The organism is Sporosarcina sp. ZBG7A, from assembly GCF_000813425.1.
GTDB lineage: Bacteria > Bacillota > Bacilli > Bacillales_A > Planococcaceae > Sporosarcina.
Map to the genome: position 1 here is coordinate 280850 of NZ_JWIB01000010.1, position 19151 is coordinate 300000.

Annotated in this window: 16 protein-coding genes; 5 read left to right on the plus strand and 11 right to left on the minus strand. The window is 41.7% G+C overall.

What is annotated here, in order from left to right:
* Window positions 1–4 precede the first annotated feature (4 nt).
* From RL70_RS04710 to RL70_RS04725, 4 genes are read right to left on the minus strand one after another with little or no spacing between them, the layout of a single operon-like run.
* On the minus strand, window positions 5–1453 hold the full coding sequence (locus tag RL70_RS04710; protein ID WP_039042230.1) for an APC family permease: 1449 nt from the start codon (window positions 1451–1453) through the stop codon (window positions 5–7).
* On the minus strand, window positions 1441–2433 hold the full coding sequence (locus tag RL70_RS04715; protein WP_052245774.1) for an amidohydrolase family protein: 993 nt from the start codon (window positions 2431–2433) through the stop codon (window positions 1441–1443). Before RL70_RS04715 ends, RL70_RS04710 begins: the two co-directional genes overlap by 13 nt.
* A complete protein-coding gene (locus RL70_RS04720; RefSeq protein WP_039042231.1) occupies window positions 2430–3596 on the minus strand; it encodes a CaiB/BaiF CoA-transferase family protein in 1167 nt (388 codons plus the stop codon). The genes RL70_RS04715 and RL70_RS04720 overlap by 4 nt, the downstream gene beginning before the upstream one ends.
* A gap of 6 nt (window positions 3597–3602) precedes the next feature.
* Window positions 3603–4988: a phenylacetate--CoA ligase family protein gene (locus RL70_RS04725; protein WP_039042232.1), complete on the minus strand. Its 1386-nt coding sequence runs from the start codon at window positions 4986–4988 to the stop codon at window positions 3603–3605.
* A 362-nt stretch (window positions 4989–5350) separates the two neighbouring features.
* Here RL70_RS04725 and RL70_RS17760 point away from each other — a divergent pair, with 362 nt between their 5' ends.
* Both RL70_RS17760 and RL70_RS04730 read left to right on the plus strand, forming a co-directional pair.
* Window positions 5351–5503 carry a DUF6440 family protein gene (locus RL70_RS17760; protein ID WP_156137895.1) on the plus strand — a complete coding sequence of 51 codons (153 nt, stop codon included), beginning with the start codon at window positions 5351–5353 and terminating at the stop codon, window positions 5501–5503.
* Between the two features lie 42 nt (window positions 5504–5545).
* A complete protein-coding gene (locus RL70_RS04730) occupies window positions 5546–6019 on the plus strand; it encodes a DUF4188 domain-containing protein (protein WP_039042233.1) in 474 nt (157 codons plus the stop codon).
* A 148-nt stretch (window positions 6020–6167) separates the two neighbouring features.
* Here the strand turns inward: RL70_RS04730 and RL70_RS04735 are convergent, their stop codons facing one another.
* Both RL70_RS04735 and RL70_RS04740 read right to left on the minus strand, forming a co-directional pair.
* The gene (locus RL70_RS04735; RefSeq protein ID WP_039042234.1) at window positions 6168–6833 is read right to left on the minus strand and encodes a hypothetical protein; all 666 of its coding nucleotides are present in this window, start codon (window positions 6831–6833) and stop codon (window positions 6168–6170) included.
* A 365-nt stretch (window positions 6834–7198) separates the two neighbouring features.
* A complete protein-coding gene (locus tag RL70_RS04740; RefSeq protein WP_039042235.1) occupies window positions 7199–8158 on the minus strand; it encodes a D-glycerate dehydrogenase in 960 nt (319 codons plus the stop codon).
* A 697-nt stretch (window positions 8159–8855) separates the two neighbouring features.
* Here RL70_RS04740 and RL70_RS04745 point away from each other — a divergent pair.
* Window positions 8856–11966, plus strand: a complete 3111-nt coding sequence (locus RL70_RS04745; protein ID WP_082003311.1) for a beta-N-acetylglucosaminidase domain-containing protein — start codon at window positions 8856–8858, stop codon at window positions 11964–11966.
* Window positions 11967–12368: 402 nt separating this feature from the next.
* On the opposite strand, the gene RL70_RS04750 is transcribed toward RL70_RS04745, so the two are convergent.
* Window positions 12369–13280 carry a LysR family transcriptional regulator gene (locus RL70_RS04750; RefSeq protein ID WP_052245775.1) on the minus strand — a complete coding sequence of 304 codons (912 nt, stop codon included), beginning with the start codon at window positions 13278–13280 and terminating at the stop codon, window positions 12369–12371.
* Between the two features lie 112 nt (window positions 13281–13392).
* On the opposite strand from RL70_RS04750, the gene RL70_RS04755 reads away from it, so the two are divergent.
* Window positions 13393–14790, plus strand: a complete 1398-nt coding sequence (locus RL70_RS04755; protein WP_039042236.1) for a sodium:solute symporter — start codon at window positions 13393–13395, stop codon at window positions 14788–14790.
* Window positions 14791–14812: 22 nt separating this feature from the next.
* Window positions 14813–15943, plus strand: a complete 1131-nt coding sequence (locus RL70_RS04760; protein WP_039042237.1) for a Xaa-Pro peptidase family protein — start codon at window positions 14813–14815, stop codon at window positions 15941–15943.
* A 436-nt stretch (window positions 15944–16379) separates the two neighbouring features.
* Here the strand turns inward: RL70_RS04760 and RL70_RS04765 are convergent, their stop codons facing one another.
* From RL70_RS04765 to RL70_RS04780, 4 genes are all read right to left on the minus strand, one after another.
* Window positions 16380–16610, minus strand: coding sequence for a hypothetical protein (locus RL70_RS04765; protein WP_039042238.1), 231 nt, complete (start codon window positions 16608–16610; stop codon window positions 16380–16382).
* Window positions 16611–16741: 131 nt separating this feature from the next.
* Window positions 16742–17338, minus strand: a complete 597-nt coding sequence (locus RL70_RS04770; protein ID WP_039042239.1) for a hypothetical protein — start codon at window positions 17336–17338, stop codon at window positions 16742–16744.
* Between the two features lie 653 nt (window positions 17339–17991).
* Window positions 17992–18195: a hypothetical protein gene (locus tag RL70_RS04775; protein ID WP_156137896.1), complete on the minus strand. Its 204-nt coding sequence runs from the start codon at window positions 18193–18195 to the stop codon at window positions 17992–17994.
* A gap of 340 nt (window positions 18196–18535) precedes the next feature.
* Window positions 18536–18826, minus strand: a complete 291-nt coding sequence (locus tag RL70_RS04780) for a hypothetical protein (RefSeq protein ID WP_039042241.1) — start codon at window positions 18824–18826, stop codon at window positions 18536–18538.
* Window positions 18827–19151 lie beyond the last annotated feature (325 nt).

The following is a 19151-nucleotide window of genomic DNA, read 5'->3' on the forward strand; positions in this document are numbered from 1 at the left end:
TATGTCATTCTTCCTTTCCAAACAACATTTCTCTCCGGTTCTTTTCATCGATTTTCACCGAGTGAACATTTTTAAAGTAATAAACAACCACCACAACAAGCAAAATGATGGTTACGATGGTTTCGGCAGGGCTAAGTCCTCCGATCGGATTGAGCGGCGTGTAAAGCAGTAGGAAAAACACGAGAGAGCCGATGGATAGGAAGCCAAGTAGTTTCGGCCGTTTGACTCGATAAGGCCGTTCCAGATCTGGGCGCAGTTGGCGCAGTCGTACAAAAGAGATGGCGACCAGAAGCCAGGAAGAGACGGTAATCACACCGACTACATCGACCAGGCTACCGAAAATCAGTTGGCTCGTTCCGAGGAACGCACCGAAGCTGCTCACAATGAATAGGAAGATAGTGGCATTCCCTGGTGTTTTGAACTGAGGATGGACTTTAGAGAATGCAGGTGCAACGTACTTGCCCCGACCCAAACTTAGCAAAATCCGGCTTGCCGCAATGTAGGATGCGTTCCATGAAGTCAAGAGTCCAATCAGTGAAGCGATTGCGACGAAGTACATTGGCAGAGAGCTTGAAGTGTACAGATTTTGCAACGAATTTAGTACAACGATGCCGCCGGATGCCCGCAACTCGGCGTCCGCTGAAAGTGCCGTCCCGATGATGATTAGGACATAGAACGCTACGCTTGCCCAAACAGTGGCGATGACCACCTTGCCGATCATCGACGGCTTGATGGTTGTCTCCTCTGCAGCCTGCGCTACCGCATTGAAGCCGAGCATAAAACCAGGAACCATCAACAAGGCCAGAGACAATCCGGAAAAACCGGTGAAAAATGGCTTTGCATTGTCAATGCTGCCAAGCGTCACTCCGCTGAATACATAGAAAACCGACGCAAACAACAGCACGCCGACTGTGATTGTCTGAAATACCTTTGAAAACTCAATCCCTCGATAGTTCAGCACAGCAAAGAACAGATTGACCACCATAGAGAGCAGGATATAGGACAAGTAGACGGTCTCACCACCCAGATTATACAACGGCAGCCACTCAACCACCGGGAAACCAAGCGCCTCCAGCATCATCGGGAACATGATTGTTTCAATGATGATTAGGCCTATGAAAATGATTGTCAGGAATGCGCCTGAGAAATAGGCCCATCTAGCACCCAGCCCTTCGAAAGTATAAACGATGTCTCCTCCTGCATAAGGCAATGCAGACGACAGTTCAGCATAGGTCAGTCCGACGAACGTACAGAGGAGGCCACCGATCAGAAAAGCCATGACCCCTCCTATGCTTCCTGGCAGCGTTGTCCAGATACCGCCGTAAATAACCCAGGACCAGCCGATCACGGCACCGATTCCTATAGACAACAAATCCCACTTTGAGAGGGATTTGTTCAGATGCGAAGAGGTCGTACTCAATACAACGTGGCCTGCGTCTTTTACGTTTGCCATACCTTCCCTTCCTCCTTCTCGTTCAGAGTGGTTAAGTTCAACTTAAACAGTCTGTTGGCGTTTTCCCAGTAAAACTTGCGCCGTGTGGAGTCTTTGATCGGCCACTTCTCGAATTCCGTCATGACCTCTGCGATGGGCATTCCTAGAGTCAGCCAGTCTGTTCCGAGCAGAATCCGGTCCTGCAACATCCGGTCTGCATAGTAGAGGAACATATCCCAGCCGGTATTCGACTCAGCAATGTATTTGGGACGGAAGGCGGATGTATCCACGTACAGATTCTCATATTTCAGCAACATTCCAATCATGTCATTCACCCATGGCCACCCTCCGTGCCCGGCAATAATCTTCAAATCTGGAAAATCGCTCAGTGGTTGCTCCAGGTTGGAAGGGTGGTCAATATACAGGGATGTATCCTTGAAATAATTGATGGATGTGTGGATCCAGATTGGAACATCCAGCTCTTCGCACAGTGCATAGAGTGGATAATAGCGGCGATCATTTGCTTGTAGCCCGTGTTCATAAGGAGGAATGACGACAGCTTTGTACCCTTGTTCAGTCAACGCCTTGCGGACCACCTTCAGGCTCCTTGTCCCTTTATGAGGATTAAAACCCGCGAACCCGATGAACCGGCCGGGATACTTTTTCAGGATTTCGGCGACATAATCATGGTCCTCCGGCTCTTCATCGCCGTTTCGTCCGTAGTCCATGTTGTGGATTGCGTGCGCCACCACTTCCTGCTCATCGAGCTGCTTCAGGAAATTGTCCATCGACAACTGCTTGCCGAGCTCCGTCATCACCTCGGTCATCACTTCTTTTATATCCTGCTTCTCGAGCTTTTCCATGAATTCGTTCTTCGACCAGCCAATCAGACCTGCCCAGCGTGGGCCAAATACTTTAAGATAACCGATGTTATCTTTTCCTGGATCAGAAAAGCCTTCCATCAAAAACTTCGGTAGCGTGTTGGAAACGTCCACTTTCATCGGATTCCCTCTCCTTTTTTAGATATATTCAAAACCTTTTCGTTGTCCTCGCCAACCCGCTTTGTACGCGGCTCATTCATCTTTCCAGGACGATGTCCATCAAAGAGGATCGGTAGGTTGGCAACTTTGATGTCCCCGAGCTGTTCATGTGAGATATCTGTGAACATCCCGCGCTCGTTTAAGTGAGGATCCTCCAAAATCTGATCTATGCTTTTTACGTCTCCTGCAAGGATGCCATTTTTTCTGAGTGTCATGAGCACGGAGTCTACTTCTTGAGTCTGCACCCATTCTCCGAAGATTTGGTTGAGCTGCGGGGCATGTTTTTGAAATTCTTCATTCATAGCAAAAGGATAATCTTGAATGATATCTTCTCTGTCGATCAATCTGAAGGCCCTTTCATATTGTTCTTTTCCTAGTGCACATACCATCACCCATTTCCCGTCCCTCGTCTGGAACGAGTCCCACGGCAACCCGAATGGATCGGTATTCCCTTTTCTAGTCGGACCATGTTCGTTCATGCTTGCATTGACAATGGCATCTTCCAGCACAGCCACCGTGCTCTCCAGCATGCTTACTTCAATCTGCTGACCCAGCCCAGTCTTCTCCCTTTCTAATAAGGCGCTCACAACGCCAAGCGCGAGATAAATCCCGGAAAGAGCATCTGTTATGCCAGGCCCGGTTTTGAACGGCCGGCCGCTCTCATCTCCGGTTAGTGCCATCAGTCCGCCCATCGCCTGAGCGATTGGATCGATGCACGGCCGACTGCTGTAAGGCCCCGAGCTTCCGAATCCTGAAATGGACGCATAAATCAGTGATGGATGCTTCTGCTTCAGTTGTTCGTAGCCCAGTCCGAGTTTCTCCATCTTACCAGGCACGAAGTTCTCAATCAGCACGTCAAATTCAGGAAGAATCTTTTTCAGTCCTTCTATGCCATCCGGTTCTTTCAGATTTAGTGAAATTGAGTTTTTATTTCGGTTCAGCATGTAATGATAGGCGCTTGCCCCGTTCCTGAGAGAAGGAAACTGCCGCGTCGGATCACCAGCGTCCGGCACTTCCAGCTTCACCACCTCCGCACCTAGCTGCTGTAGGAGCAGCGTTGAAAAAGGACCCGAGAAAATCCAACTTAAGTCTAAAATCCGTACGCCTTCCAATGGATTTCCCATGCCCACTCACCCCTCGTAGCATTTTTCAAAAAGCGGCGTCTTGGTCAGCTGCTTCTTTAGTGTTCCTGCTCCGACCCAGTCAATATCCGGCGTGATTCTGAGTTCCCTGTGCAACGCCGACTTCAGGATATCCTCGATATAACCTAGATCCGTTTTCTGGACACCTTCCCTATGTTCCACTTTCAGCACGAGCGGCGGTACCACCCGTGGGGGCGGGCTATCCAGAACAATCCTGAACTCTCCCGTCAGCATCTCATCAAATGAAGCAACCACTTTTTTAATCGCCGAAGGATAAACGTTGACTCCCTTCACGATGAGTAGATCGTCCGAACGGCCAACGACTTTAAGGCGCGGACCGGTAAATCCGCATCCCGGACACTGTTCCGTAAAGACTTGGACAAGATCACCGCTCGCATACCTAATCCGCGGCAAGCCTTCCAACGAAAGTTCCGTTAAAATGACTTCCCCGACCACTCCATCTTCCACTTGAATCGGCTGTTTTGTCTCCGGATCCACCAAATCCTCCGAGAACAGCACCAGGTCAGGAGCAACGGCATGAATGCCGTGGTACTCTTCAGAGTCGCATGAAAATCCGAACTCACCAAGATAATCATACACTCTGCACTTGTAAGCGGTTTCAATTTTCCGTTTAATTTCCGGGATCCCGATTCCGATTTCACCTACCGTAAAGAGTGCGTTCAACCCGAGATCCCCCACTTCCTGACCCGTCAGCTGCGGCGCACGGTCCACTAAGTACTCGGCGAGTGACGGCGTCATCATCGCCCCTTCTGGACGTGACATCTGAGCATATTTTAAAATCATGTCACTGCCCGCCCGTACATCCACGTCAATCGGCAATACCCCGTGTTCTCGAACACCAAAGAGAATGGAAGACGTCGCATAAATGCCGAGTGAATGACTGAACAGCAACCGATCTCCTTTATAAATCCCTCCGTACTCCAGCATGTTTCGAATATATTTGTTCATCGTGCGGATATCCCGCTCCGTGAACGTATATGTGAAGGTCGGTGTTCCTGACGTTCCGCTGGTCGTCCCCGTAAAGGCGATCTGGTCCGGTTTCACCAGTAAATGCTCACCAAACGGATGACCTTCCTTTTCAAAAGACAGGCGTTGGCTCTCCCTTTCCAAATCTTTATTCATAAATGGCGGCAACTTCCGGAAGTCCTCCAATGTTTTGATAGAATTCACATTGACTCCAAGTTCCCTGAAAATCCGGCGGTAATACTCCGAATTTCTCACAGCCCGCTTGAGCTGCTTCTGAAGTAGAACCTCCTGATACGACCTGATTTCTTCGGAAGTAAACTGATTAAGCTCCTTTGTCGCATAAGGCGTCCGCCGTTTTCTCGTGGTCTCGATAGATATATTCACCATGTGCGTTGCTCCTTTCTATCAATCGTTCTGACTTTACTTTATATTCAGATATATTAAATGTAAAATTCAAAATATTTATGACGTCATTAGAGTGGCTAATGGATTAGACAGTAAGGGAGCATTGAATTAAGAGGGCATTACCTGCATCCCCTTAATTGGAACGGCTATGCACTACAAAACTCTAAAGTTGTTCTGAATGGGGTCAGAATTGTACGGTGCACGGACAAGTCTTTAGGCGAGTATTTTTTTAATGGTAATAGGCACAGCAAACCGAAAGAAAGAATTGAAACATTTAAAGACCGACGAAACTTTATAACAGCCGAAACGTAATGGTAATACCACAAAAAATGGAGGCGCTCAAGATGAAAGAACACGCCAAAAAGCGGTTCGTGACCATACATCAGGAAGGTAAGTTATCTGGCGTTAAAATATGGGTCGACACTGCGACCGGCGTCCACTACTTATACAGCTGGGATGGATACTCCGGCGGGATGAAAATGGAGATGCAGGGGTAGATAAAAACGCGGTTCAGGACTAAGTGAAGGAGGATTAACTCAATGTCACCATCTGTTTTTCAAGGCAGGCATACAGCCGACAACTCGGAAGACATCGTTGTCTTTATCATCGGCATGCGCATCAATAAAAGGTTTTCCATCCACAAATGGCTGCCCGTTTTTCTATCAATGCCAGGTATGATCAAGGAGCTGTACACGCATAAACGAGAACTTGGTTTTCATTCAGCCGAAAATTACTTCGGACTGCGTACTACTGCCATGATCCAATATTGGCGATCCCTTGACGACTTGCTCGCCTATTCGAAAAACGGAAAGCATCTGAAAGCTTGGAAGAAGTTCAATCAGCTAACCGCCAATAATGATGCAGTCGGTATCTACCATGAAACGTATATCATTTCCAAAGGTCAATACGAATCTATTTATGTCAACATGCCGCAATACGGACTTGGCAAAGCAACAAAGCACATGCCGGTTACATTAGAAAAACAGACGTCAAAAAAGCGGCTTTCCCGGTAGTGGGTGGCCGCTTTGTTTTGAAAATAATAGTGGAGAATTGTGCAACAAGAAGTACATAAGGTTGCAAATATAATTTGGCCGCTTTCGCATCACACAACTATAAAATGGATTGTAGGGTGCAAAGCTTATAGTTTAATTCCTGACAAGTTTACTTGCTTGTAAGTGTTAGATTAATTTCCTGTTCTTCTAGTAAATCATTTGAAAATGTTTCAGAGTCAAACGCACTTGATAGAAGGAGTTTTAACGATGTTGCTTTAGGGTCTTTTACTACTACCGCAAATTGCCCTTCAGATTCGACTCCGCCCAACATTGTAGAGCCACCTTCGTCTTCAGTCGCCATATCATCTGTAATCGCATCAATCTGTTCACTGCCTAATACTAATGCATTAATGCCACTAAATTCTATAGACATATCTGTTTTATTTGTTTTCTTTTCTGTGCCAATTACTGCATACACTGACTTGGGCAGTTCAGCAGCACTATCTAGTCCCGTTCCCCATAATAATGCCCATTCTCCGTCTTCTGTATAGTCTTCTATTTTCACCAATTTCACATCAGATAATTCATAACCTATGTTTTCATTTCCTTCAAGTATGAAAGGGTCCGCTTCAGCAAGTACAGATACTTTACCAAACTCACCAATTTGTCCTAGCCCCGTCTGATTTTCTGCTTTTTCTTTATCAACATTTCCAACCACTTGCGTTTGTCCAGTTTTTGGTTCAGCTTTTTTTACCTCTTCTGTAGTGCCACAACCTGTTAATATCCCTAATGATAAGATTACTAATGTGATACCTGGTAATGCTAATTTTTTCATGATGAAATTCCTCCTGTTGTAGAAAATTAATATTCCTTCCTAATTATAAGGTATAAAGTAATATAATAGGACTAACAGAATATCCCAATATCGTCATAAAATTATTTGACCTATTCGTTACTTTTAAAGATCGATATAGTTGTATACAAGCCAAGAAAACCAGCAACACCTGTAATTAGGACTACATTATTTTCTACACATGGCGTGACCTGCTAATTTTGTGGTGCAGGGATTTTAAAAAGACGGCTAAAAAACGGCTTTCCCAGTAGTGGGAAGCCGCTATGTTCATATTAGGTGCCATGCACTACACAACTTCAAATTGGTTCTGATTAGTGTTTGAATTGCACAGTTCACGGGAAGTGCCTTTAAACAATATTTTTCGGTTCGCGTCCTTCAAATACATCCATTATCGCCTGAGCATTCAAGTTCATCATCGCCAGACGTGTTTTAATGCTGGCACTGCCAATGTGTGGGAGAACAGTGACATTCGGAAGTGAAAGAAGCGGGTGATCAGGAGGTACAGGTTCTGTTTCGAACACATCCAGCCCTGCTGCCCAAATAGTATTGTCCGTCAGCGCATTATACAATGCTGCTTCGTCGACGATTCCGCCTCGCGACACGTTAATTAGGACCGCTGTACGTTTCATAAGTCCCAATTCCCTTTCACTGATGAGGCCTACCGTATCTGGCGTATAGGGTGTAAGGACGACCACGAAGTCCGCCTCTTCCAATAATTGATCCAACTCCCGGTATTCAAAACCATGCTCTGCTTCGGCATCGTGTTTCCGGTTTCGATTATGGTACAGGACGTGCATATTGAACCCCTTCGCCCTGCGTGCAACCGCCTCGCCGATTCGTCCCATACCGACAATCCCGAGCGTCGCACCGCCGACATCCATTCCGGTGAATTGCATCGGTGACCATGACTTCCAATTGCCGTTCCTTAATTCACTTTCAGCTAAAATTAATTTGCGTGCTGTCGCAAGAAGCAGTGCGAACGTGAGATCCGCCGTCGTCTCAGTCAATACATTTGGTGTATTCGTCACCAGAACTCCGTGTTCTTTCGCCGCTTCAAGGTCGATATTATTATAACCGACCGCCATATTGGCAACGATCCTCAGCTTCTTTCCTGTTTCAATCAGCTCCCGGTCGACGCGATCGGAGACGACTGTCCATAACGCATCCACTTCCGACACTTCTCTCAATAGAACAGCACGAGGAACCGGCTCACTTTCCGATTCCCACATCCGGACATCAAACTTATCCTGAAGCGTTGCCACCACGCGATCATCCATTTTTCTAGTAATAAAGATTTTTGGTTTCATGCGAATCCCCCTATTCCCACAATTTACAACATTGTAGCACATATGGGAGGGTCGTTGGATGGAAGGCCAACTACATCGTAACCTGAAGAGTTTTTTCTGTAGCCCTAATCCCAGCTAGCCAGATTATCAATCCAACCCACTATCAGGTAACCACTCATCAACAATGTTTTCATCCATTGCTATAGGCTTTAAACAATACCGACAATCCCCTTCAGCGTCTTTTGAAAACGGCGCAGCTAGTAGTTCGGACAGGACAGATGGATTGGGATATGGAGGTAGGGAACGGTTAATCGTGTTGCCTGTGCACGACACAACTCCAGAACAATTCCCAATAGTGTTCGAATTGTACGGTGCACAGGCAAAAAAATCCCCCACCACGATCTATTACTGGGAGATTCCTACTCGTTTACTGTTCTCGAATTATCAGACTAATGTCTGTATTGTGTGGTACACAGGCACGCGATTTTTTTATTTCGTCAGCCTATTCGACGCTCGCTTTTACCTACTACTTACATAACAAGTAAAAGTCATCCATTTATCTCGCCTAAACTGTTAGATTAGCGTCTGAATCGTGCGGGGTCCAGGTACCTATTGTAATCCACAACAATTCCGAATAGTATTTTAATTGCGCGGTGAACAGGCAGAGCCTTTTCGAAGAAGAAACGTAAACTATTTTAAATAGTAAAGGAGAATTCACATGCATTTATCTAGAAAAAAGAAAAATTCTTTATTCGCAATACTGATGTCTTTGGTAATGTTAATTTCATTACTACCAACTAGCTTTATTGTACAAGCAGATGAAGTAAAAAAAGAAGCGAGTAAAAAAGTTAGTATCCCGGCAAAAGCAAAAGATAAGAAAGGTTATGAAATTTATCCAATTCCTCAAAGTATTGTATACAACAAAGGAAATCTTGACTTAGGTTCAGATATAAACGTTGTCTTTGAAAGTGGTTTAGATGAAGCAACAAAAAATCGTTTAAACGAAGTGTTAGCCATTAAGAATATTAACCATACAGTAGGTACAGAAATTCAAGAAGGAAAAACAAACGTTATTGTCGGGATCAACAACTCAGGCGAAATCGTTGATACGTACTTCAATACAAAAGGGTTAGATGATGAGGCTCATTTCACAGAAAACGATTCTCATATCATATCTGTTCGTGATAATGTAATCGCTGTCTTAGGTAAAGATACAGATTCTGCTTTCTACGGGATTACTACTTTAAAACTGATCTTTAAGCAATTAGAAGACTCTAATATTAAAAACCTATTAATTAAAGATTATTCAGATGGTCATTGGCGTGGATTCATCGAAGGATATTATGGTATTCCTTGGAGCAATGAAAACCGTAAGAGCTTAATGGAATTTGGTGGAGACTTTAAGATGAATGCTTACATCTTCGCACCAAAAGATGATGAGTATCACAGTCTTAAATGGAGAGAACCCTACCCAGCTGAAAAGTTAACTGAAATCAAAGATTTGGTTGAGGTTGGAGCTGCTTCAAAGAACAAATTCATTTGGACGATTCATCCATTCTTACACAATCCAATTCAATTTGAGGATGAAGCAAAATATCAAGAGGATTTAGCGACAATCATTACTAAATTCGAGCAATTATACGATGTTGGTGTACGTCAATTTGGTGTACTTGGTGATGATGCGGCAGAAGGAGAAGCAGCAGACCAAGTAAGATTAATGAATGATCTAGAAGAGTGGAGCGTAGCGAAAGGCGATGTTTATAGCTTTATCTTCGTCCCTAAGGTATATACAAAAGAGTCTGCAGGCGGCGATGTTCATAACGAATATTTGAATACAATTGGCCAAATGCCTAAATCCACTGAAATTATGTGGACAGGTGACGTTGTTCTTGGTGATGTAAATAAAGAAACGTTTGATTTCTTTGAAGAAGCAGTTGGCCGTGAAGCATTCATGTGGTTAAACTGGCCAGTTAATGATATTAACAATAAGAGGTTACTCATGGGGAAAGGTGAAATGCTAGATCCTTCTGTTACCAATTTCCGCGGTATTGTAACGAACCCAATGCAAGAAGCTCAATCTTCAAAAGTAGCTCTATTTGCAATAGCAGACTACGGTTGGAATCGAGCAGGTTTCGACATGGACAAGAGCTGGGCGGATTCTTTCAAGTACATTGAACCAGATGCAGCAGAAGAGTTACACACATTTGCAAAACATATGAGTGATCCAACTCCAAACTGGCATGGGTTAGCTTTAGAAGAGTCAGAAGAGTTAGCTCCATATATTAAAAATTTCACAAAAAAATTATTTGCTGGAAAGTCCATTAAAAAAGATAGCAAGTACCTTTTAAAAGAATATAGCAAGATTGTAGATGATACAAATAGCTTCGCACAAAAATCTGAAAATGAACTATTGAAAACAGAAATTAAAGGTTGGGTTGATTCTTTGAGAGATGAAGCCGAGTCAACAATTGCCTATATAAATGCAGCAGTAGCTTTCGAAAAAGGTAATTATGATGAGGCCATGAAGTACTATGTTCAAGGTGAAGACGAATATACCGCTTCAAGATCTCACAGGGTTCCCGCAATCAATAATAGTCAAACTCGACCAGAACCAGGAACAAAATATTTAGTACCATTTATTAATGACTTATCAAGATTAATAAGCGAAAAGTTCAATCAAAAAAATAATCCAGATACTAATGGATTAATACTCTTCCCTTACACAAACATGGGACCAAACTTATATTGGGGACATATTCAAAATATCGTAGATGGTGGGACTGATCGATTATCAACGATGTGGGTACGCCGAGGCGCTAAGGCAGATGACTATGTTGCGGTAGAATTAAATAAAGTAACTAACGTTAATAGCATTACTTTTGAACAGGGTGAGCCAGGTGCTGGTGACTCATTTAACTATGTTAAATTCCAATATTCCATGAACGGGAAAAAGTGGAAAGACATAGATGGAAAAGCATATGGGCCAAATACTCAAAAAATCGTTATCGATGACTTACATGTAAAAGCGAAACATATAAGAGTAATTCCAACAGGTGAACTTAAGAATAACTGGATATCTGTTCGTGAATTATCCATCAACAAGGATAATGCGGATCACATAAAGAGAAATGTATATACAAACGTTAAAAAATTAGCAGCAAACCAAGTAGATATCTTCCCATCTAACGCGACACTTGAGAATCTAAAAGGTATTAAATTAGCTAAAGGTCAATATGTTGGCATCGAACTTAACAAAATTAAAGAATTAACATCAATCATAGCTGATGTTACAAACAATGAACAATTAACAGTAGAAGCATCCATCAATAGTGTTGAATGGACTGAAGTAACGGATTTAACAAAAGTGAGAAGTGCAAATTATGTTCGTTTGATTAACAACACAAAACGTGCAGTTACATTGGATATTAAAAATTTAGAAATACAATATTCCAATAATGATGTTACATTTGAGGTTAGTCCAGCTGCTGAAGCTAATTTTGAAGCAGCTAACGTCATCGACGGCAAATTAAGCACAGCATTTAAACCAGATGTAAATGCACCGAAGAAAGGCAGCCTGGTCTATAAACTTTCTGATAGAACCGATATCAATAAGTTTACTGTAAACCAAAACCCTTCCACTATTTCAAATGCAGTGGTTTCAATAAGAACTGAAAAGGGCTGGTCTGAAGTTGGTACGCTAGCCAAATCTGAGAATGTATTTAGAACAGTTAAATCTAAAAATGTATTTGAAATCAAGATTGAATGGGATGGTGTTGCACCAACACTTCATGAAATCGGTCTTTCTTCAGGTAAGAAGAAAGGCAAGTAAATAAACATGTATTAGTTATATTGTGAAGATGTTACCTGTGTACAACGCAACTCCAGCAACAAGAAGCCCTGCCTGTGTACGACGCAACTCCAGCACAATTCCAAATTGTGTCTGAATTGTGCGGTGCACAGGCAGGGCTTTTCTATATATCTTAAGCCTCTTCAAGTTTAGCAAGCGGTTTATTGTACTGCTCTGCCGAATTATCCTTCAACTGCTTTTCCCCTGATATTAACGTATGTCTAATTTTAAGATAATCAATAAACTCCATTAACAGCGTTGCCTGAACAGCATTGCCTGTGCACGACATAAATTTAGAGCAATTCTGAATAGCGTTCAAGTTGTGCCGTGCACAGGCAAGGCTTTTTTAAAAAAACACGATAACTTGGTACATAGACACCTTTTTTACTTGGTCTTTTGCACTCGATGCACTATATCAATAAACAAATCAATAATTGGGGACCTTGCTTCCCTATTCCAAGCAATGCAATTTTTCATTGTGGCATCACAATTTTTTATCGGAAGAAAAATCACATCTGCTCTACTGAAGTAACTGAGCATCTCTGGAACAATTGCAATCCCCATGTTCGCTGCAATCAAGGGAATAATCGTTTGCAGTTCATGGGTTTTCTTGCGTATATGAGGGTTAAAACCGGCATTGCTACAAATGTTGATGATTGCATCATAGTAGGCTGGCCCTATTTCACGAGGTGTCATGATATAGTTCTCATCCTTCAACTTTATCAAATCAACTCCGTCTTCTTCTTGGGCAAGGGGGTGATTTGCGGGGAGAACTACTCTATACGGGTATTCAGCTACAACTCTGGACTCAATGGTTTTTGTTTCAATAGGTCCCGGTAGAATTCCAATATGAATTTCATTTTTATCCAAAGCTATTAACTGCTCAGCTGTCGGCATCTGTTCCAACTGGATCTGGACATCGGGATATTCTGTTTCATAGATTTTGAGTATTTTTGTCAGTGTGTAATAATCTGGTCCAAATCCGATTTTTAACGCCCCAAACATGCCACTATCTATTAACTTCACGTTTTCGACGACTCCATTCAATGTAAAATTCATTTTTGTGGCCTCACGATAAAAGTACCTTCCGGCTTCGGTCAATGATACCTTTCTTTTTGTCCGGTGAAGCAATTCCACTTCTAAGTATTCTTCAAGCTTTTTTATCTGTTGACTTAACGGTGGCTGACTCATGCCAAGCTTCTTTGCAGCCTTTCCAAAATGTAGCTCCTCTGCGACAGCTATAAAATACATAAGTTGACGAAATTCCATAATACCCTCCATAAAGTCGTTTTTCATATTAGTAGCACCTTAAAATCGTATTGGTAATATCAATCAGTATACGCTAAGCTGAGTTTTAGGAATAGTCTGTAATCATGAAAATGTTAAGCATACAAAAGGGGGAATCCGAATGGGAATGGAATTTAATCCGAACTTGTTATGGTATGTCATTGGTTATGGAGTATTTATGATTATCTTGGGGCTTGTTTATTCAAAAAAAGTATCTACAAGTGATGATTTCATCTTGGCAGGAAAGTCATTGGGGCCTGTCGTATTGATGGGTACATTATTAGCAACGTGGGTCGGTAGCGGAACGGTTACTGGGGGACCTAACTCCATTGCTTATTCATATGGATTATGGCCGGCTATCGGATATGTCTTGCCATCTTTGATCGGCATCATCGTGTTATTTCTGATATCTTCTAAAATCAGGAATTATGGAAAATATACGATATCAGAAATATTGGAAGTGAAGTATGGGAAATTTGCCAGTATGGTAGCAGCAGTCATTATTATTTTGGCGTATGTCGGTATCGTTTCCTATCAATTTAAAGGAATTGGTTTTATATTGCATGTCTCTACTGGTGTTTCCGTTGAAACAGGCACAATTATAGGTGCAGTCCTCGTCATCTTCCTGGCGACTATAGGCGGATTGATGTCTGTTGCCCCAACTGATGCTTTTAGTGCATTTTTAATTTTGATTGGTTTAATAGTTGCTGTTCCCTTAGTAATCTCAGTTGGTGGTGGTTGGAGTGAAATTACAGCGGCAGTTCCTAGCGTAAACTTAAGTCTAATAGGCAGTCTGACACCATTACAATTTCTAGGTTTTTATATCCCTGTTCTGTTCCTTTTACTGGGCGATCAAAATATGTATCAGCGTATATCTGCTTCAAAAAGTGATCAGACAACAAAAATCGGGACAACGGGATGGATAATCGGGATGCTCATCTCTACACCCCTTGTTGCCATCATAGCTTTCAGTGCACGAGCGATTTTTCCAGACATCGATCCTGGCATGGCTTTAATTGCGACTACTCTGGTTATCCCGACATTTATAGGTGGATTATTGATATCCGCGGTTACTGCATTCATCGTTACCACTGGCAATTCATATTTGCTATCCGCTTCCACTAACGTCACTTACGACATTTATGGAAAATACATTAACAAGAATGCTACGGATAAACAAAAATTGATGTTCACAAAGATTTTGATTCCAGTACTAGGATTAATTGCATTCGTGTTAACAACTTTCTTCCCGTCCGTCCTGGCTATTCAAATGTATTCCTATACGGTTTATGGTGCTGGTATTACACCCGCATTGCTTGCTGTTTTCATCTGGCCCAGCGTCACCAAACAAGCTGGTATCTCTTCTATGATTCTTGGTGTTGTTACAACATTATCCTGGGAGTTCATGGGCAATCCATTCGGCATAAACAGTGCCTTGATTTCAATTCCAGTTGCCATTTTAGCACTTATAATTGTAACATTGACGACAAAAAACACATTGAAGCCTTCATCTATTTAATTACACTAGAGAGGAAGATTACATGATTACGAATAGAATACAGAAGCTTAGAGAGAACTTTACGAGTATTGGCATCGACGCAGCCATCATAATGAATTTTGAAAACCAATTTTATTTTTCAGGTTTGAAAGCCATTACTTACTCGCGCCCCATTGTGCTCGGTATTGATGATAAAGAAACCCACCTGATCATCCCTTCACTGGAAGAGGAGCATGCAAAAGACAAAACGTCCATTAAGAAACTATACGTTTATCATGAAACAAAACTCGAATCCTTTAATGGCGAGTCCTATTTGGATTACTTTAAGAAGATGATAGCCGATTTTCCAGCGAATGGACTTATTGGAGTTGAGTATTCATCATGTCCAGTCATACTGAGGAATATCCTGACTGACAATGGTTTTACTTTAGTCAATTTGGATGCGTATATAGCGGAAATGCGATTCATTAAAGACGACGAAGAATTGGAGCTTATCAGAGAATCGGGTCGATTAGTCAGCTTGGCTTTGAAAAACTCCTTACAACATGGTGCGGAAGGCATTACGGAAATCGAACTGGATCAGTTCGGTAACACCGCTCTTTTCAAAGAAGTTGCGAGGACGCATCCTGATTCAACATTAGATTTCTTCGCAATGTCTCCATCGGGCGTAAAAAGAACAAATATGCCCCATGTATTTTCAAACACTAGGGTGTTGGAGAAGAATGACATTATCATTCATAGCAGACAAGTCGGTTTCAATGGCTATCGGGCAGAATGCGAGAGAACATTCTTCATTGGAGAACCTACCGCTGAACAAAGAAAAGTTTTTACGGTTGCTGTAGAAGCTCAATCCGAAGCACTAAAACACATTAAAGTAGGCATGAAGGCAAGCGAAGTGAACGAAATTGCCCGAGTTATTATCGCAGATGCAGGATTGGAGCAGTATATGAATCATAGAACAGGGCATGGTATTGGAATTGGTTTACATGAAGAACCTTCTCTCCGTTTCGATAATGAACTGATTTTAAAAGAAGGGATGGTTTTCTGTGTGGAGCCCGGTATCTACGTACCGGACGTGGGAGGTTTCAGACATTCTGATACCGTCATATTGACGAATGAAGGAACTGAGCTGATTACAGAGTTTGCAGGCTCACTTGATGAATTGATATTTTAAGGTTAGTTTGGTTGCAAACATCTTAATTTTGAGACGAATCCACAAGGTTAATGTATCGTGCACGGACAATGATTGTAAGTGTTTTTAGTTGTGTGCTACACATCCAAGATTTCTCCAATTTAGCTGCTACTAAATATTGCATTCCTATATTTTTTATGTAAAAAACACAAATGTCTCCTAGCGTATTGTATAGCTAGGAGACATCTATATAGGTGCTACCACTAGATTGTCAGAATAGTATCCTGATTGTTTAGTGCATAGCGTTTTTGCAGACACCCGCGACGATTATCTGAATTGAATCACATAAAGATCGTGGCTATAATCGCTGTAGATGATTAATTAAGCCATCTAACCAATCGTTCGGTTAGAGGGCTTTTAGGTAGTTCACGGAACTTTGATTAACTTGTGTGACCGCACAGGCAACGCTCACTTTTTCTCATTTAGATTCTAATTGTCTTCTTCTGTTACTTGAAAACTCATCTGATACTTCAAAAGTATAACTTGCACCCTTGTAGCTCCAAATATCTCCATAGCAGTAACCATTCTGAATAGCATTAAATCGCTTAAAGCGATCACCCGTATACTGTTGTAAGTAACGCCCTGCATCCTGGATACTTTCACATTCCTTCAACAGCTCACCATTTTTAAAAATTCTAACTGAAATCATCTAATCACCTTACTTGTTTGTTATTATGATCGCTACTACTCCTCATATATTAACACTCTATTAAATAATTGTTTGGTGCACAGGCATTTTTAACTTAAACTAAAGAATTTTTTCGCAATATAGCTGCAATCTTACGGCTTCAAGTTATTAGAAGTACTATTGTCAGGATTGCTGCGGTCATATCCATCAGATCCACCACGATGATATCCTTGAACCTCTGTTCCATCAGAGCGAGTATAACTTTCCACAGGATGAGGTTCGACATGGTGAATACCGTCATCTGTATTCACTGTAGGTTCGACATGGTCATCATCTTCCTCAATTATTGGTGGATTCATCATATCCTCTTCCCCGATTGGAGTCTCAAGAAAAATAAAAACCGATGATCCAATATAAAATGTTATCGCTATCCCCAAACTTAAAGTAATAATACGAGCTACAAGTTTTTGAATTAGATAAAAAGGATAAATCCGGGTACAGTTTCTAACGTTTAGCTTTGCTATTTGGAGTAATTCTACTTGTTTGTTCGAACGTAGCTTTATAAAGAAATGTTTTTGACACAGCATATTGTATTCCTTCTGTACTTTAGCTTCTACCTTAAAATAAGGTACCGCTAATAAGAGCGATGCACCGAGAGATAAAATAAACAAAACACCTGCTCCAACGTATATTTGTTGATACCACATAGAGTTGTTCCATAAATTCATTACCGCTTCGATTTCGTCCAACCCCTTAATAATCCTATACAAGTTATGTGTACCATTTAAATTATTAAACTCTATAATTGTACGGTGCACAGGCAAGCATTTCAAAACAATGTTTACTTGCATAATTTCTATTGTTGAGTGATAAGTATGTAATATTAAACTATTAAAAGGATGATGATTTGAAAGCCAAACCTTAGTGTTTGATAGCTGCTGTTTGTATAGGTATAGCAATTTGTACATTGGTGAATATATTTCTAGGCTAAGTAGTTTGTAGCACTTGTAACTCTCTCTATATAAATGATAACAAAATGGTGTACAAGCATGCTTTTCCGCAAAATAGTGTGACAAATAACGGATTAGAAGACAATAATAAGCCAAATAGATTTGAAGAAATCTGATGAACAGATATTTATGTTATCAGATTAGTGTCTGATCTGTACAGTTCACAGTGTTATTTTTCGTTTCCCTCTTCAACTAGCCGCTCCATATAGGATAGATGTAAATTGATAATCTTATCCGTTAGTCAACACTCCTGTTTCGAATTTAGAATTCCAATTCACTTCCCATAATAAACCACCTACCAACCCGCAAACCGCTCTACCCCTTCCGTAGTCGGTGTCGCAGCAAAAGGTGTGCACGAAACAAACACAAATGCTTCACAAAAGGTACCCTTTTCAATCAACCGTACCATCCTTCACCATAACTAACCCTTTCTCCGCATCATTTTCCACTAACTCAAATCCTAGGCGCGTATAAAACTCCACCAGCCTGGGATTCCATTTCTTCTGCTCTTCAGTGGCTGCTGCTGTATAGAATCCCGGAGTTAAACCAATCAAGTCAACACCCAAGAAGAAAAGATCTTCCATCATGACTTCCATGAACCGTTGTCCGTAGTTCCGATTACGACATAGTTGTGCGGTGCACAGGCAGGCGTTTTTAAATACGAAGAGTTTGATTAATTTCATCTTTGATTATCAGTACCTGTGTACGAAAGAAACGTGAATGTGCTAACACAAACATTCATAAAAATTTCATGCACAGGTACTTTTTTTGAATTGTGGGATGCAGAAATAGTGGTGACGTGGGATAAGGAAAAACTTTGCCTGTGCACGACTACAACTCTAAAGCAATTATGAATGGTGTCTGAATTGTGCGGTGCACAGGCAGGGCTTTTTAAACTCAGGAAAACCCCACCATTGAGGTGAGGTTAAATTAATTTTACGGGGCTGTTATTTCAGATAGCGTCCATTTTTCCGTTACTGGACTGTAAGTTGCTTTGAACTTACTTACAGCATTATTACTTCTTTTAACACCAAATGAAACACTGGCTTCATTAGTAGGTGTTTGAATGTCTACATTAAAACTAAAGCCATTGTAAATTAATGTTTCATCCGGGCGAGACTCTGTTGGGACAAGTACATTCGACCATCCCATCAATTGAATCTTGACTGGTTCAGAAAACACTAATGAAAAACCGTTAACATCATTTTGTGTTCCCGTAGTAACCAAAGGTGTATTTTCGCTATTCTCGTCTTATACTTTTCAGTTTATAACGAGCCTTCACCATGCAGGCGACTTTCATCGCACACGGCGATCCGTCAGCGGTAAATCTTCAAAACTTATTTCCCCGTCAAGTAGAATAATCGATTTTCTTTTAATTGTAAACAAAAAAATAACGCTAGCTCATGCCGCGCTTTCGAGAGTGCTGAATCAGCATATTAAGCTGCATCTACATTCTTTGTATCAAGTAGTTCTGTATACTCCTCGGGAGACAACTGACCAACTGCAAACACCGAAAAAACTATGCCTGTGTATAGACTGACATAGTGATTTG